The organism is Microcoleus sp. C2D2 (assembly GCF_036702495.1).
Lineage (GTDB): Bacteria > Cyanobacteriota > Cyanobacteriia > Cyanobacteriales > Microcoleaceae > Microcoleus.
In genome coordinates, this window is record NZ_JAUBTO010000177.1 from 1 (window position 1) to 14,791 (window position 14,791).

General features: G+C 48.4%; 11 protein-coding genes. 1 reads left to right on the forward strand and 10 read right to left on the reverse strand.

The window, feature by feature from the left end; all coding sequences use genetic code 11:
- The 6 genes from QUB61_RS33540 to QUB61_RS33565 all read right to left on the reverse strand — a co-directional run.
- Positions 1-558 (reverse strand): protein kinase domain-containing protein (locus QUB61_RS33540; protein ID WP_333134819.1); only part of this gene is annotated, 558 nt, incomplete at its 3' end.
- A 174-nt stretch (positions 559-732) separates the two neighbouring features.
- Positions 733-1,419: a ribonuclease HII gene (locus QUB61_RS33545; protein WP_333134802.1), complete on the reverse strand. Its 687-nt coding sequence runs from the start codon at positions 1,417-1,419 to the stop codon at positions 733-735.
- Position 1,420: 1 nt separating this feature from the next.
- Positions 1,421-3,757, reverse strand: a complete 2,337-nt coding sequence (locus tag QUB61_RS33550; RefSeq protein WP_333134804.1) for an Rne/Rng family ribonuclease — start codon at positions 3,755-3,757, stop codon at positions 1,421-1,423.
- A gap of 436 nt (positions 3,758-4,193) precedes the next feature.
- A complete protein-coding gene (locus tag QUB61_RS33555) occupies positions 4,194-4,322 on the reverse strand; it encodes a hypothetical protein (RefSeq protein ID WP_333134806.1) in 129 nt (42 codons plus the stop codon).
- Positions 4,323-5,241: 919 nt separating this feature from the next.
- Positions 5,242-8,202: a TIGR03960 family B12-binding radical SAM protein gene (locus QUB61_RS33560; RefSeq protein WP_333134808.1), complete on the reverse strand. Its 2,961-nt coding sequence runs from the start codon at positions 8,200-8,202 to the stop codon at positions 5,242-5,244.
- A 143-nt stretch (positions 8,203-8,345) separates the two neighbouring features.
- A complete protein-coding gene (locus QUB61_RS33565) occupies positions 8,346-8,696 on the reverse strand; it encodes an STAS domain-containing protein (protein WP_333134810.1) in 351 nt (116 codons plus the stop codon).
- 382 nt (positions 8,697-9,078) lie between these two features.
- Between QUB61_RS33565 and QUB61_RS33570 the strand changes: the two genes are divergently transcribed.
- Complete coding sequence (locus QUB61_RS33570) at positions 9,079-9,276, forward strand: hypothetical protein (RefSeq protein WP_333134812.1); 198 nt, start codon at positions 9,079-9,081, stop codon at positions 9,274-9,276.
- A gap of 556 nt (positions 9,277-9,832) precedes the next feature.
- Here QUB61_RS33570 and QUB61_RS33575 read toward each other — a convergent pair.
- The 4 genes from QUB61_RS33575 to QUB61_RS33585 form a co-directional block, all read right to left on the reverse strand.
- Positions 9,833-12,661, reverse strand: coding sequence for a PAS domain S-box protein (locus QUB61_RS33575; RefSeq protein WP_333134814.1), 2,829 nt, complete (start codon positions 12,659-12,661; stop codon positions 9,833-9,835).
- 300 nt (positions 12,662-12,961) lie between these two features.
- Positions 12,962-13,114: a zinc ribbon domain-containing protein gene (locus QUB61_RS40240; RefSeq protein ID WP_333375550.1), complete on the reverse strand. Its 153-nt coding sequence runs from the start codon at positions 13,112-13,114 to the stop codon at positions 12,962-12,964.
- Positions 13,071-13,874, reverse strand: a complete 804-nt coding sequence (locus tag QUB61_RS33580; protein WP_333134815.1) for a transposase — start codon at positions 13,872-13,874, stop codon at positions 13,071-13,073. Before QUB61_RS33580 ends, QUB61_RS40240 begins: the two co-directional genes overlap by 44 nt.
- Positions 13,875-13,889: 15 nt before the next feature.
- Positions 13,890-14,084 (reverse strand): hypothetical protein, encoded by a 195-nt coding sequence (locus QUB61_RS33585; RefSeq protein ID WP_333134817.1) that lies wholly within the window; start codon positions 14,082-14,084, stop codon positions 13,890-13,892.
- Positions 14,085-14,791: the final 707 nt, after the last annotated feature.

Genomic DNA, 14,791 nt, shown 5'->3' on the forward strand with positions numbered 1-14,791 from the left:
CCTTCCCGTTTGTTCGGGAGACAAATAGCCGAGTGTCCCTTCCAAGACGTTAGGATTCATCAGGGTTTGAGTTTCCCTGGGCAGCAAGGATGCAATACTAAAGTCAATGAGTTTGACGTGTTTTGTATGCGGATTAATTAAAATATTGCCGGGTTTAATGTCTTTGTGAATTATCCGGTGGCGGTAGAGTATATCTAATATATTGCTCAGGTCGATCGCCACTGGCAAAAACTCACTCAGAGTCGGGGCAGTTTCCCCTTGTTCCATCCATTCATTCAGAGGAATTCCCCCAAAGTCTTCCATTACCAGCGCATAGCTGTTTTGGTAGGGTTCCAAACTGTATGTTTCGATGATCCCGGGCAAGTTGAGGTTTTTGGCGATCGTGTACTGATTGCGAAATTGCACCAGTTCGCTGAAGCTGGGATACTCGCTCAATAGCAGTTTGATAATTACTTTTTGGTTTGACTCAGAAATTCCTCGATAAACCTGTGTTCTAGAGCCATTGTAGATTGGCTCAATGATGCGATAGCCGGGAATTGTTAGCAAATTATTAGTCATGCCCAAGAGGTTAAATAAAGATTCTATAGATGCTACCGGAGGCTGAAGCGGTAAGGTGCGCATTGCGCATCCTACAGAATAGAATTTATACACCCAGGACTATTAATCTGAAATTCTTGCTTTTTCCAATTTTATATACTAGCGCTGGAATTAGCTAAGTTTTCCACCGCTATTTTAAGATTTTCGACAAGGGCTAAATGATAATCGGTGAAAAGCCGATCGCCCGCAACGTTCCAAAGCTAACTTATGTTTAGCGGTACCATATCCTTTGTTGTTTGTCAAGTCATATTCAGGATACTTAACAGCTAAACGCTGGATTAATTCATCGCGCCAAACTTTCGCGACAATACTAGCAGCAGCAATCTGAATCGATCGCGCATCACCCTGGATCATTGTCTCTTGCTCGATCGACAAATTGGGAATCCTTTGATTCCCGTCAACCAAACACAAATCCGGCTGAACATTCAGCTTAAGAATCGCCCGCTTCATCGCCAACAAAGAAGCCTGCAAAATATTGAGGCGATCGATCTCCCGCACCGAAGCCACACCAATTTGACAGTCAACCGCCACAGCCCGGATTTTCACGGCTAACCGACTCCGGGCTGTGGCACTCAACTGCTTGCTGTCGCGCACCCCGCAACTTGCTAATTCATCGAGAACTTCGTCGGGCAAAATGCAGGCGGCAGCCACCACCGGCCCAAATAAAGCCCCTCGTCCGACTTCATCCACACCTGCAATTACCAGAGTTTTCGAGGGAGAGGGGGAAGGGGGAAGATGGAAAGATGGAAAGAGAGTAAAAATTTCTACTTCTTCCTTCTTCCCTCGAACCTGGGACTTCTTCCTTCTGCCCTCGGACTTCATATCACTCATCCAAAACGGCTGACGAGCGGCGCCGCCGTCGCCGGTTGATAGCAGGCTCCTCGGGTTCGCTGGGTTCGATCGGCTCATTGACTTCGATCTGCTCATTGAGTTCGATCGACCCATAGGATTCGATCGGCTTATTGAGTTCGATCGGCTCATAGGATTCGATCGGCTCCGAAAGTTCGATCGACCCATAGGATTCGATCGGCTCATAGGATTCGTCCATCACATGGCTGGGTTCCTCCATGCGATCGAAATCATCAGTTTGGTCGATCGAACTCTCGCCGTAAATTTGGGCCTCATCATCATCAGAAAATACAGGCTCAACTACCGACATTTCTGGATAATAATCCCGTTCCTGTGCATTCTGTGCAGGCGCCGTCGGTTCAAATTCAAATTCGAGCTGCTCGAAAGGCGGCTTGTTCGGGGCAACACCCGGGAGAGTCACCGAAACGATCGCATTCTTAGGATTTTTCACGCTGCGATCGGTAAGCACCAAAGGAGAAACCCCCATCAGAGCATAAACATCCTGCTCCTCCGCTGTCATTTCCACCGAAATTACCTCCGGAGGCTCCACCATCGGCTTCATCAACTCAGACTTAGCGGGACGCACGCGATCGAAATCCTCGCGCCTGCCAACAGTCGCCATATTCACCAGCCCGAAGCCCTCCGAAGCGGCCCGGATGCCGGGAGGGGCCAGATACTCAGAGCGCGTATCCGCCACAGGCGCGCTCGGAGTATTTGGCAGGCGCAACTTGCTGCGCACCGGTTCCTCCTCCACCGGGAGGGCAAAAGGCTCTTCACCAATCCGGCGGCGGCGGCGCCGTCTGGTTCCGTTCCCCAAATCCTGATAGCTGGGATGGTTGAGCAAGTCCAAAGGCGAGGCGTTGCTGCCGGTCTCAAAATCCACACTTTCGCTCTGAGGTTCCCAAGTAGCCCGAGCAGGTTCGGGGGGGCGTTCTTCCCGCACTGGTGCAGGAGTTGCAGCCGCCACAGGCGTCAAGCTGCGGCGTTCCAATCCTTCGGGCAAATTCAACAAAACGCGGTTCGACGTAGCAACGGTGCGATCGCCCGATTCCCGCACGGCTGCGGCGAAGTCTTCTTCCCCGGGGAGTTGCACCAGATGACCCAACCCGCTGCAAGTAGGACAACTGTGGCCGAACAACTCGTAAATATTTTGACCTTGGCGCTTGCGAGTCAGTTCTACCAGCCCCAATTCCGACAGTTGAGCGATTTGTGGCCGAGCTTTGTCAGCTTTGAGAGCTTTATTGAAATGTTCCAGCACCTGCAACTGATCGCGGCGGGATTCCATGTCTATAAAGTCAACAATAATCACCCCGGCAATATTGCGCAACCGCAGTTGTCTAGCAATTTCCGTTGCTGCTTCGCAATTTGTCCAGAGTACAGTTTCCCGAGCCGTGGCCGATCTAGTAAACGAGCCAGAGTTGACATCGATCACCGTCAGCGCCTCAGTCGGCTCGATAATCACATAACCGCCCGAAGGCAAATCCACCCTCGGTCTGAGGGCTTCTCGAATCGCAGCGTTAACGCGGAAAAATTCTAAAATCGAGGCGCGCTCTCGGTGGTGGTCGATCAAAACTCCCGCAGGAAGTTTACCGCCGTTCCAGCTCATCAACTGCTGCTTCACCCGCTTAATTCCATTTTGCGAGTCCACCACAATCCGATTCACGTCACCGCTGAACATATCCCGCAGCACCCGCTGGATAAAATCGTCATCGCGGTTGAGCAGTGCCGGCGCCCGCGAGGTACCGCCTTCGAGTTGAACGGCTTCCCACTGTTTTTGGAGGACTTCCAAATCTTCCATGATGGCTTCTTCAGTCATCCCTTCAGCTTCGGTGCGTACCAGCAGCCCCATCCCGGCCGGTTTCACCAAAATAGCCAGGGCTCTGAGGCGGTTGCGCTCGGCTTCCGACTTGATCCGCCGTGACAGATTGACTCCCCTGCCGTAGGGCATCAGTACCAAATAGCGGCCCGGCAGAGTAATGTTGCCTGTCAGCCGGGGGCCTTTGCTGCCCGTCGGTTCTTTCATCACCTGTACCACCACTTTCTGCTGCGGCGTCAGGAGTTCTGTAATTGCTCCTGCCGAGCGTTTAAGGCGCAGCGGGCCGAGGTCTGTGACGTGCATGAACCCGTTACGCTCGGGGTCGCCAATATTGACGAATGCCGCATCTATCCCGGGAAGTACATTTTCTACAATTCCCAAGTAAATGTCGCTGACTTGGTGGCTGCCTGTGGCTACCACAAGTTCTTGGATTTGATCTTCTGAAAAGACGGCAGCAATGCGATGCTGCTCTGCTATAACTATCTGCTTTGTCATTCAATTTCCTCACAAAACTGGCAGCAAGTTAGAGGTACTTACGCACTCATAGTGCCTCTGACTTTGACTGTAATTAGTAGTAGCTTGAAGAGTTATTAGCTGTGAGTTGGTGCAGGGTGGAAGGAAATTTAACTGTTCACTGTTAACTGTTCACTGTTAACTGTTCACTGTTAACTGTTCACTGTTAACTGTTCACTGTTAACTGTTCACTGTTACAGATAAAGTAGTTAAACCCGCCCGTACAGAGTTATGAGTTATGCTCAGCAGATAAATCTGAGAGATAGAAATAAGGAGGCTTTTATCGAGTTAGCGATATTGAGTTTTGAGTTGATAATTGCGAAATCAATACTCAAAATTCAACACTTACAACTCTTCCTTTGAACTCAGCGAATAAATTCAGTGACACCGTACCAATTTCTTAACACACAACTTAACACTACGAACTGATAACTCCGCTTGCGTGGTGGTTGAGGGCTGGTTTTGAGCGAAAGTAGGTAGGAGTGAAAGCGCCTAGACTTTTGTTGAATTCTTGCACGATCGCACTCAACACACCCCTGTTTGGCATTCGACTGCAACCTCCGCCCCTGCCAACCCTAAAACCTCGTCAGTCGATTTGAGATTTTAGATTTTAGATTTTAGATTTACTCCACAGATGAATTTGGGAGATTGAGCTTTAGTCTAAAATCTCAAATTTTTGGTTTTCCACGAATTAAGTCGGGGGCTTATCTCCGTTTTTTGACGGGTCAGTCGATTTGAGATTTGAGATTTGAGATTTGAGATTTACTCCACAGATGAATCTGCGAGATTGAACTTTAGTCTAAAATCTCAAATTTTTGGTTTTCCACGAATTAAGTCGGGGGCTTATCTCCGTTTTTTGACGTGTCAGTCGATTTGAGATTTGAGATTTACTCCACAGATGAATCTAGGAGATTGAACTTTAGTCTAAAATCTCAAATTTTTGGTTTTCCACGAATTAAGTCGGGAGCTTATCTCCGTTTTTTGACGGGTCAGTCGATTTGAGATTTGAGATTTGAGATTTACTCTACAGATAAATCTGGGAGATTGAACTTTAGTCTAAAATCTCAAATTTTGGTTCTCCACGACTCCTGTCGGGGGATTATCTCCGTTTTTTGACGGGTCAAAAAAATCTATTGTTGAATACCCGCTCTACGGTTTGAACCGTGAGATTTTTGAGTAAGCCGAGGGCCGACAACCAGTCGAGCGGTCGAAATTAATCGCTAAAGTTGGTTCCTGCCCCGCTCCTGCGGGTTTGGCGCTAGATTTAGCCCGTGAATGTACAACAAAAAGGCTTGAAGTCTTGAACAGAAGCAATTTGCACCCAGCCCGCGTTGCTGGTTGACGAGGGCGGCGAGCGACTAAAGCGCTCGAGCCGCCGCGGCTTCCATAACAAGCGATTATAGCGTGAAACGACACATCCCGATCGAGAGCCGAAGGTGAAATATTCCACTCTTAGCTTCCCTATCTTAACCATAACCCAGGATTAGCTGACTGCGCTCAACCCGCAGAAGCTGAATTTCCTGCTGGCTGACTTGTTCGAGCATGAACACAATATGTTCTGGCTTTAGCAAGTTGCCGTCGCTGCGACAAGTCCCGGTATAGCGCAAGATGGCTCTGCCTTCGGATGTACGACCAGAGGCTCTTGTGCTGCTTTCTGATTTCTGCTCTACAAGTTCTAGTTTGTGCAGCCGATCGCGCAAATTGACATCCTGCGTCTTTCCCGACTTAGTAGTGTGCACCCGCCAAAAAGCCTTTGTTTGGGCGATCGTCTTGACCCAATCTTCCCAGTTGGCCTCATCCGCCACGGAAACAGCAGCAGAATTCTCCAGCCCTAATTCGCCCTGAAGGGCCAACGAGCCGGCGTCGGCCACAGTAATTACGTACTCCGCTGCTTCCAACAACTGACTAGCAGAAGGAGCCTTGAGATCGATCGGCTCAACCTTGTAAATCGGAATATTTTCCGGCAGCTTGGCCGCCAACTTGGATCGAAAACTCTCAACCTCGATCGACTCAGTGAGCTCAAAGTCGGCAATTTCCCCAGTGCTGGTAACGCCCAGAGGCAGAGCATTTGCCAGAGAAATCCGAGGGTTCGGGTGAAACCCGCCCGTAAAAGAAATGGGCAAATCCGCTCTGCGGACTACTCGATCGAACAATCGGATCAAATCCAAATGACCAACCAAAGCCATATCGCCCACCTTCCCGAACCAAACCCGCAAACGCTGTTTCCGCTCGGTATTGGGCACGAACTCCCCGGCAAACTCTGGAATTGGCAGCGCATCCACAACCACATTGTGTCCGAAATCGGTGCCGCAAACCCCGCAGCGCGAACATCCTTCAAAGGAACAGTCGGGAACCGTCGCTGCTTCTAAAGCCTTTTGCAAGTCAATTTTAAGCCAGTTTTTGTCGATTCCCGTATCTAAGTGATCCCAAGGTAAGGCCCGATCGAGAGAGAGGGGGAGAGTGGGGGAGGGGGAGAGGGGGAGAGTGGGGGAAGGGGAGAGGGGGAGAGTGGGGGAAGGCGAGTGGGGGAGAGTGGGGGAGGGGGAGAGGGGGAGAGTGGGGGAAGGGGAGAGGGGGAGAGTGGGGGAAGGGGGAAAATCTTCCTTGATTTCTCTTCCTTCTTCCTTCTTCCTTCTTCCTTCTTCCTTCTCCCTTCTTCCGACTTCCGTCGAACTAAGATCTGTTACATCCGTTACATCCGTTACAGAATCCGTTGCCGAACTTCCTTCTTCCCTCTCCTCTTCCTTCTCAAAGAGATTCCACTCGCCGCTTTCGACTTTGCGGTATTTCCAGGTAAGGCCCGATTCATCTATCGCCTGAGTCCAAGCTTTGTAAGCCCGATCCAAACTTTCCCACCACGCATCCATACCCGCGCCTAGTTCCCAAGCGCGGCGGACTACAGCAGCCAAACGTCGATCGCCCCGTCCGACAAAATCCTCCATTGCCGAAATCCGCACATCAGTGTAATTCACCTTGACGCCCCGCATCCCCCGAAATTCTCCCTTCAGGAGTTTTTGCTTGCGGGAAAACTCAGCAGTAGAAACCGAGTGCCACTGAAAAGGAGTGTGAGGCTTAGGCGTAAAATTAGAAATTGTCAAGTTAAAATTGAGTCCCCGCCGGCCATCGAGCCTGCATTCCCTGTGCAGCCAGCGGACTGTTTCGGCGATGCCCAGAACATCTTCATCGGTTTCTCCGGGCAAACCGATCATAAAATACAGCTTGATTTTATCCCAGCCGCGATCGACCGCAGTTTTGACACCCCGGAGCAATTCTTCATTCGTCAAACCTTTGTTAACGATATCGCGCATCCGCTGAGTACCCGCTTCCGGGGCAAAAGTCAAACCGCCTTGTCGCGTACCGCCGAGAATGTCGGCAATATTATCGTCAAATCTGTCAACCCGCTGGCTGGGTAGAGACAGAGAGATATTTTTATCTTTCAGGCGATTTTTGATTTCCATCCCGACTGCTGGGAGTGCCAGATAGTCGGAACAACTGAGGGAAAGCAGGGAAAACTCGCTGTGCCCGGTGGCTTGCATCCCCTGTTCGATCGCCTCTACGACTTGCTGCGGTTCCACATCGCGCGCGGGACGAGTCAGCATTCCCGGCTGACAGAAGCGACAGCCGCGGGTGCATCCCCGGCGGATTTCTACTGTCAGTCTGTCGTGTACTGTCTGGACGTAGGGAACCAGGCCGGTCGAATAAGCTGGTATCGGAGTCGCCACGCGGCGCAGAATTCGCTCGGGAACTTGCGGGCGGTTGGGATGAACTGAACCGTCGGCCGCCATATCGTAGAATTGCGGGACGTAGACACCGGGAATTTGCGCTAAATCCAGCAGCAATGCTTCCCGGCTCAAATTATTAGTTTTGCCGAATGCCAAAATCAAGCCAATTTCAGGCAGCAATTCTTCTCCATCTCCCAAAGCGATGAAGTCAAAAAAGTCAGCGTAAGGTTCGGGATTGGAAGTTGCTGTTTGCCCGCCAGCAAAAATCAGCGGCATTTGACCGTTTTGGTCATTTGTCGCTCTTTCTTTCCAAGTTAGGGGAATGCCGGCCAAATCCAGCATTTCCAGAATGTTTGTTGCTCCGAGTTCGTAGCTGAGGCTAAAGCCCAGAATATCAAATTCTGTGAGCGATCGCCTGGATTCTACCCCAAACAGGGGAGTTTGAGTCGATCGCAGTTTTGCTGCCAAGTCTGGTGCGGGCAAATAAGCTCGATCGCACAACTGCCTCGGCAAGGCATTCAAAATGTTGTAAAGGATGATGTGCCCCAAATTGGAAGCACCAACTTCATAGACTTCTGGGTAAGTGAGAACCCAGCGCACAGACGCCCCGTCCCAATCCTTGTGGGCAGCCCCCAATTCGTTTCCCAGATAACGAGCAGGCTGATTAATTTCTGCTGTAAGTAATTCTTCGACTTTTACTGCCACGGCTCGACTCGCTAAATATCTGCGACTCTTAAGCAGCCTACCTTAAAATCTGCCAACACGCCAACGACAGTCCTCTGTCTTTTGGAGCATTTAACCGAATTTGCTGTGTTTTGTTGTTTGTTGAAGCCGGTGATTCGGCTCTATCACTGCTTGTGGGCGCTGGAGTTTTCCGCTTCAAAGCTATCGACGTTTTCAAATACCTTAAAAACTCGATCGAGTTTGCTGAGTTCCAGAATCATCCTAATCCCGGGGGATACCGAGCAAATACTAAAGCTGCGCCCCATTTTTTTCGCCTGCTTCAGGCCCGAAACCAATGCCATCAAACCCGCACTGTCCATAAATGTTACTTCGGCAAAATCTACTAGTACCCCTGCCACCCCGGGGGCTGAAATTGCTGTCGTTAGTTGCCGTCCAAATTCTCCGGAGGTGGCTGCATTCAGGTGGTCTAGGGGTCGAATCACCGTAATTGGTTTACGGGCAAGAAGTGTCGGCATAGGTCAAACCTGTGATTACTACGTATTTTCAACTACTGGGCCGGACAAATGTCAGCCTAAACCTAGTTGATAAATCTCAGAGTAACTTACTCTGAGGGAAACTGAGCAGTTGTTTTCAGTGATTTTACTGAATCTTTATTTATTGACTCTTTTTTATAAAAGTTTGCGTAAGATTTGCCTAGGAAAAGTAAGCTACTATACTATTTTTTCTTTATGGCAGCAGTTTACTCTTGGTAACTCTAAAAATTGCGCTCGACCCTGCCCTAGCTGTTAGGTTAAACTGAATAATGTAATTGAAATCACTTGTGAGTTCTGATTTAGATCACGCGCTCGCTAGACAGTTCAGAGCAAAATAAAAGTGTACGGAGTTCTCCGACCTATTATGCAAGCAACTCATGCTATTCGTCAACTTGTAGAAAAAGCCCTCTACATTAAGCAGTTGACGCCTGACATTGAAAACGAAATCAACTACGAGCTCACCCGTTTGGGGTACATCTCGGATATTGATTATGAGGCTTTAGAGTTATTAATGGATGAAATGGATGCCGGCCGGGTGCAATTGGTATCTAGCCGTCTATAGTGGGAACGGGGCAACCACTCCACCTCAAAGAGCAAAAAAATCCTTGCACGGCGGGAAATAGAGGAGTGTCACAAGCATTGACCCCCGGCCGAATATTTTTCAAAGGAAGCACCTAGTTGCTGAACTTGATATTTGAGGAGATACTGTTAAGGGCGATCGTCCCTGCAGCTCTGCTCAAAAGCTAAAAATTTTGACCTAAATTAAATTTATAACTTTTGGGGCTTGACAAATTAGCTCTAATTCAGACCTAGGTTCTGCCGGAGCCAATCTCAAATCTAAAATCTCAAATATAAAATCGTTCGATAATTAAATTTATAACTTTTGGGACTTGACAAATTAGGTTTAATTGTCAAAGTTAGTCATGCTTAATGAAGCACCTAGTTGCTGAACTTGATATTTGAGGAGATATTGTTAAGGGCGATCGAACTCCACCTCCGATCGAACTCCACCTCCGATCGAAAGCCAAAAACTTTGACCTAAATTAAATTTATAACTTTTGAGGCTTGACAAATTAGCTCTAATTCCGACATCCCTCCTCACGGGGTTAATCTAAAATCTAAAATCTAAAATCGTTCGATCGCGCCGCCAAACTGGCCACCACCGCGACCAACTCAGCAGGCTCGATCGGCTTGGGCACGTAAATTTGAAAACCTTGCTGCAGCGCCCGTACCCGTTCCTCTACCCTACCAACCGCCGTGAACGCCAATGCCGGAATTTCCCTGTCCGCCACGAAAGATCGCACTTGCGGGAGCAGATCCTCTCCATCAGGGGCAGGAATCTCGATATCGATCGCCAACACATCCGGATTCAGCCTTTCAACCGCCTCCAGGGCTTCGCTTCCCGAGCTAGCGCTCTCCACCTGGGCCCCGCAATCTTCGAGCACTGTACGCGCAAAATCCAGGGAATCCGCATCGAGATCCACCACCAACACCCGCACTCCAGAAAGATTGCTGCTGACAAAAGACTTATTTACACGGGCTCGCGCCTTGCTTTGAGGAACCCCAAACTCCCCGGATCCGGAAACAGAAAGTCCGCAGTCGCTATGCGGCTGTTTAATTGGCAATCTCACCAAAAAGCTCGCTCCCTGTCCCGAACCGGCCGATTCCGCTTGCACTGTCCCCCCGTGCATTTCCACAAAATGGCGCACTAGGGCCAAACCCAAACCCAATCCGTTGTACGGTCGCTTTGTAGAACTGTCAGCTTGGCTGAACCGATCGAAAACGTGGGGCAAAAACTCTTCCGTAATCCCTTGTCCCGTGTCACTCACCTCAAGTTCCACACAAGCGGGCGACAAATTTTTACAGCAAGCGGATTCCTCAGGGGCCCGAGTCCCCTCCAGCCTCCGCAGCGCCACCCTCACCTGTCCGCCATCGGGAGTAAACTTAATCGCATTCGACAGCAAATTCCACGCCACCTGTTGCAAGCGGCCGGAATCGCCAAAAATCCGCCCCGCAGTTTTGTCGAAATCCGTCACAATTTCAATATTTTTTGCCCCAATCGCGGGCGCGAGAGTCTTTATCGCAGCCTCAACATTCGAAATCAAATCCACCCACCGCAAATTCAGGGACAGTTTGCCATTAATAATCTGCGACACGTCCAACAAATCCTCGATCAGAGTTGCCAGCGAGCGCGTATTGCGGTCGATCGTTTCCAGAGCCCGAACAGTTGTTTTTTCGTCAAACTTGCGGTTGCGCAGCAGTTGCGCCCATCCCAGCATCGCATTCAGCGGCGTCCGCAATTCGTGGGACAAAGTTCCCAGAAACTCGTCTTTAATCCGGTTCGCCCTGGCCAATTCCTGGGCTCGATCGTGCAGTTCTCTTTCCAATTGCTTGCCAACCGTCAAATCGAGAATAAAAGCCACAGATTCTTGTCGCTTTTGGGCGAGCAAAACATATCCGATCAACACCGGAATCCGGCTGCCGTCTCTCCTCAAGAATTCCTTCTCGTAGGGAGTGCAAGCCCCCGTTGCTTGTGCCTCTTCAATCCCCTTCAAGTCGAGAGACTGGTACTCCGGCGGCGTCATGTCAATCCAGTTTAATTCCCCGCGCTGCAACTGTTCCCGCGTGCAACCAACTATCCGCAAAAATTCGTCGTTGGCCTCCATGATACCGCCGTTAACATCTCCGAACATAATCCCCATCAAGTTAGCTTCGACCAACATTCTCAGCTTTTCTTCGCTAGCTTGGAGTGCAGATTCTGCTTGCTTGCGATCGCTAACGTCTTGGATGTAAGCCGACAAACCAGAATCCGAAGGATAAAAACGCACCTTCAACCACTTATTCCATAACGGCACGAATTCTTCATACTCGATCGTTACCTTTTCTGTTAATGCTTTGGCAACCCTTTTGGCAAACGGTAAATCCACAGCCCATGGAAATATCTCCCAAACATTTTTACCGATCAACTCGGCTTTTGACTTGCCTAAAAGCTCTTGAGCTTTTTGGTTGACATAGGTGTAGTTCCCCTTTAAATCCATCGCGATAAAAGCGTCGGTAATGCTTTCGAGAATGTTAGTAATTTGACCGTTTGCCGATTGCAGCGCTTTAGCTGTTTCTTCTGCTTGCAACCTGGCTGCTTGTTCGCGCGACAAAGCGGCAGCGCGTTCTTGTTCTGCCAGTTTTCGATCGCTAATATCGATGTAAGAACTGATGTAACCTGCAAAAGTGCGATCGGGCCTGTACCGGGGTACGCCCGTACCCAAAACCCAGCGGTATTCCCCGTCATAGCGCCTCAGGCGGCATTCGATCCGGTACTCGCTGCGATCGTCGAAAGCTGTGCGGTAAATATCCCGGCATTCTGGCAAATCATCGGGGTGCAAGCTTTCCATCCAACCAGTGCCCATTTCTTGCGCCAACGTTCTACCCGTAAACTTCAGCCAAACTTTGTTAAAGTAATCGCCAAGTTGGTCAGTGTCCGACATCCAAATCATCACCGGCGCGGTATCTGCCATAATCCGAAATCGAGCTTCGCTTTCCTGCTGCTGTGCTTCGGCTTGCTTGCGATCGTTCCGTTCTTGAACTTCCCGCAGGGCCCGCTGAATCGACGGCACCAGGCGCATCAAACGGCGTTTGAGAACATAATCAGTAGCGCCGCTTTTCAAAGTTTCGATCGCCACTTCCTCGCCCAAAGTAGCCGACACAAAAATAAACGGCACTTCCGGACAAGTAGCGCGGGCGATTTCCAGCGCTACTTCTCCGTTAAAACAAGGCAGCATATAATCTGCCAAAATAATGTCAAAACAGTGTTTTTCCAGCGCCGTGGCAAAGTCTTCCCGAGTTTCCACACACTGCAGAGAAAATTCCAGACCGCCATCTATTAGATATGCCTCAATCAGTTCGGCATCTAGGGGGCTGTCTTCTACTAAGAGGATATTGAGCTTTTTCACAAAAATTCCTTTTACTTAAATATCAGTAATGCGGGCAGTATTTGATTGCCAACCGTAAAATAACGGTTTCAAGGCTCCAAGGCAAGTTCGCTACCAAAGGAAAATCCAGGGTTTCAGCCTCCGAACTAAAAACAGTCCGGACTATTGAAATATATTTTACTTAAATAGTTCCTCAAAATCCCTTGAATATTTCCATTCTTTACTGCTTCATAAAATCTATCTAAACTTAACCAAAGTCGTCTTGAGATAATTAGTGTTTAATTCCTACGCTGTTGGGCCCAACATAGTCGAAGGAGTCGGCTATCCCAAGATAAGTCGGCTATCCCCCTGGCTGCCAAGGGTTCCCAGTTCCAAAATGTTGATACTGGCGCTTAAATCACGGTCAATCGAGATACCGCAGGATGGACAATCATAAGTCCTGATACGAGGGTGACCGATCTTGTTTGTTACCACAGAGCGAGCTAGTCAAAGAACTAGGAAACCATCGATCGACTAGGACTATTGTCGCCCCATACATCTTGCACTTATATTCAAGTTGACGCCTGAATTCATCAAAGCCCAGGTAAGATATAGCCAAGCCAAGTTTAGGATTAGCCATCATCCCTTTCACATTCAAGTCTGCAATCTTAATCAGTTTTAAACTTTTAACTGTGGGAGTTATCAACTTGTGTAATAACTCCTTGCGAATGCCAGATATCCCGGAGTGAATCCGCATCATTTTATTGTAGATTTGGCGCTGGTTCTTAGAGCCTTTTACTTCTTTTGAAGCTTCGCCCTGTAATATTGCTAGCTTGGTTTTCGCTTGCTTTAACGGTTTTAGTGCATCAAAAACTTGATTTTTTGGCATCGTAGCAAAGGCTTTAATTCCTAGGTCAATACCTCCTGATTCTTGGGTTTGTTGGACTTCTTTGCGCTCCGCGTCAACGCAGAATGAGACAAACCAACCACTTCCTTCTTTTGATAGGGTAAAAGTCTGGGAAACCAAACCCCATTCCAGTGGTTCATGACCTGGAAATGTCCCTACTGTAGGAATTTTAATTGTATTCCCAGCATTCAGTACAACCTTTGGGTTTGACGAATCTACTGTAAATGATTGACCATCTCGACCGCTAGCGAATGTGGGATAAACCCACTTGGATGAGCGATACCGATGACAAGCATCCTTTAAATTAATTAATGCGTTTTGGTATACTCGGCTAGACAATTGATTCATTCAAGCAAATCCCCCTTATTTTTTGATGTGATTGGTTAAAACTTTTTTGAGTTCGTTAATCACTTTCGAGTCGGAAAGCTTGACCCGACCATACATCTGAGTCCGAAGACTCAATCCCATATTAAAAACAACCAGTCTCAACCCTGCGTGTTTCGCCATCAAGGTAGGTTCTCTATTATTTAATTTGAGTTCTCCTTTGATAGCAAACATACTTAGACCTACCTAAAGTTGTGTTTGATGGGGTACAGTTTCGATGGCTAGACTTATTTAATACTCCAACTAATTTTCCCTACTCTGCAATTTTCCACAGAAAAAAGTCCTGTAAAGATTAACTCTGAGTAAGTTTAGCAAAGTATTTGGCGATTTCGTTGAACTCAATTTCGATCGCCGATCAAAAGAAAATATCAAAAATTGCTCCGCTTTCTGCTGGAACCTTTGCCCCGGTTTGCGGGTGAATCGCGAGAGCCGATAAAAAAACTATCTTTTGGAGTCCGGGAGGCACAAAAACCAGGTTAAAAGTCAAAATCAGAGGTTGTGAGCGATCGATGTTAACCCTAAAACCTAGTTTTTGAGCTTATTTGCGTCTATAACTATTTATATATCCAATGTAGGGGAACACAGGCATCTATCCCAAGATGGAGCTTGGCAAACTCGCTCTAATTCAGAAACCGGGTTTCTTAAAAAAAACCTGGTTTTTCACCACAACAAATAATTTAAATGCGTTAGTCTTGGACGCGCAAAAACCCGGTTTCTACGCAGCGTAGTTAGCCGTACCCTTACGGTAGGTAAGTATGTATTTTGTCAAAATTTGTCCATCTAATAAGCTATTCTGCATTTAACATTGTATGTCAAAAAAAATTCAAGTCTTGTGGGGTGTCCCGCCCGCCCTGAATATACAATTTAAATGCGCGACAGCT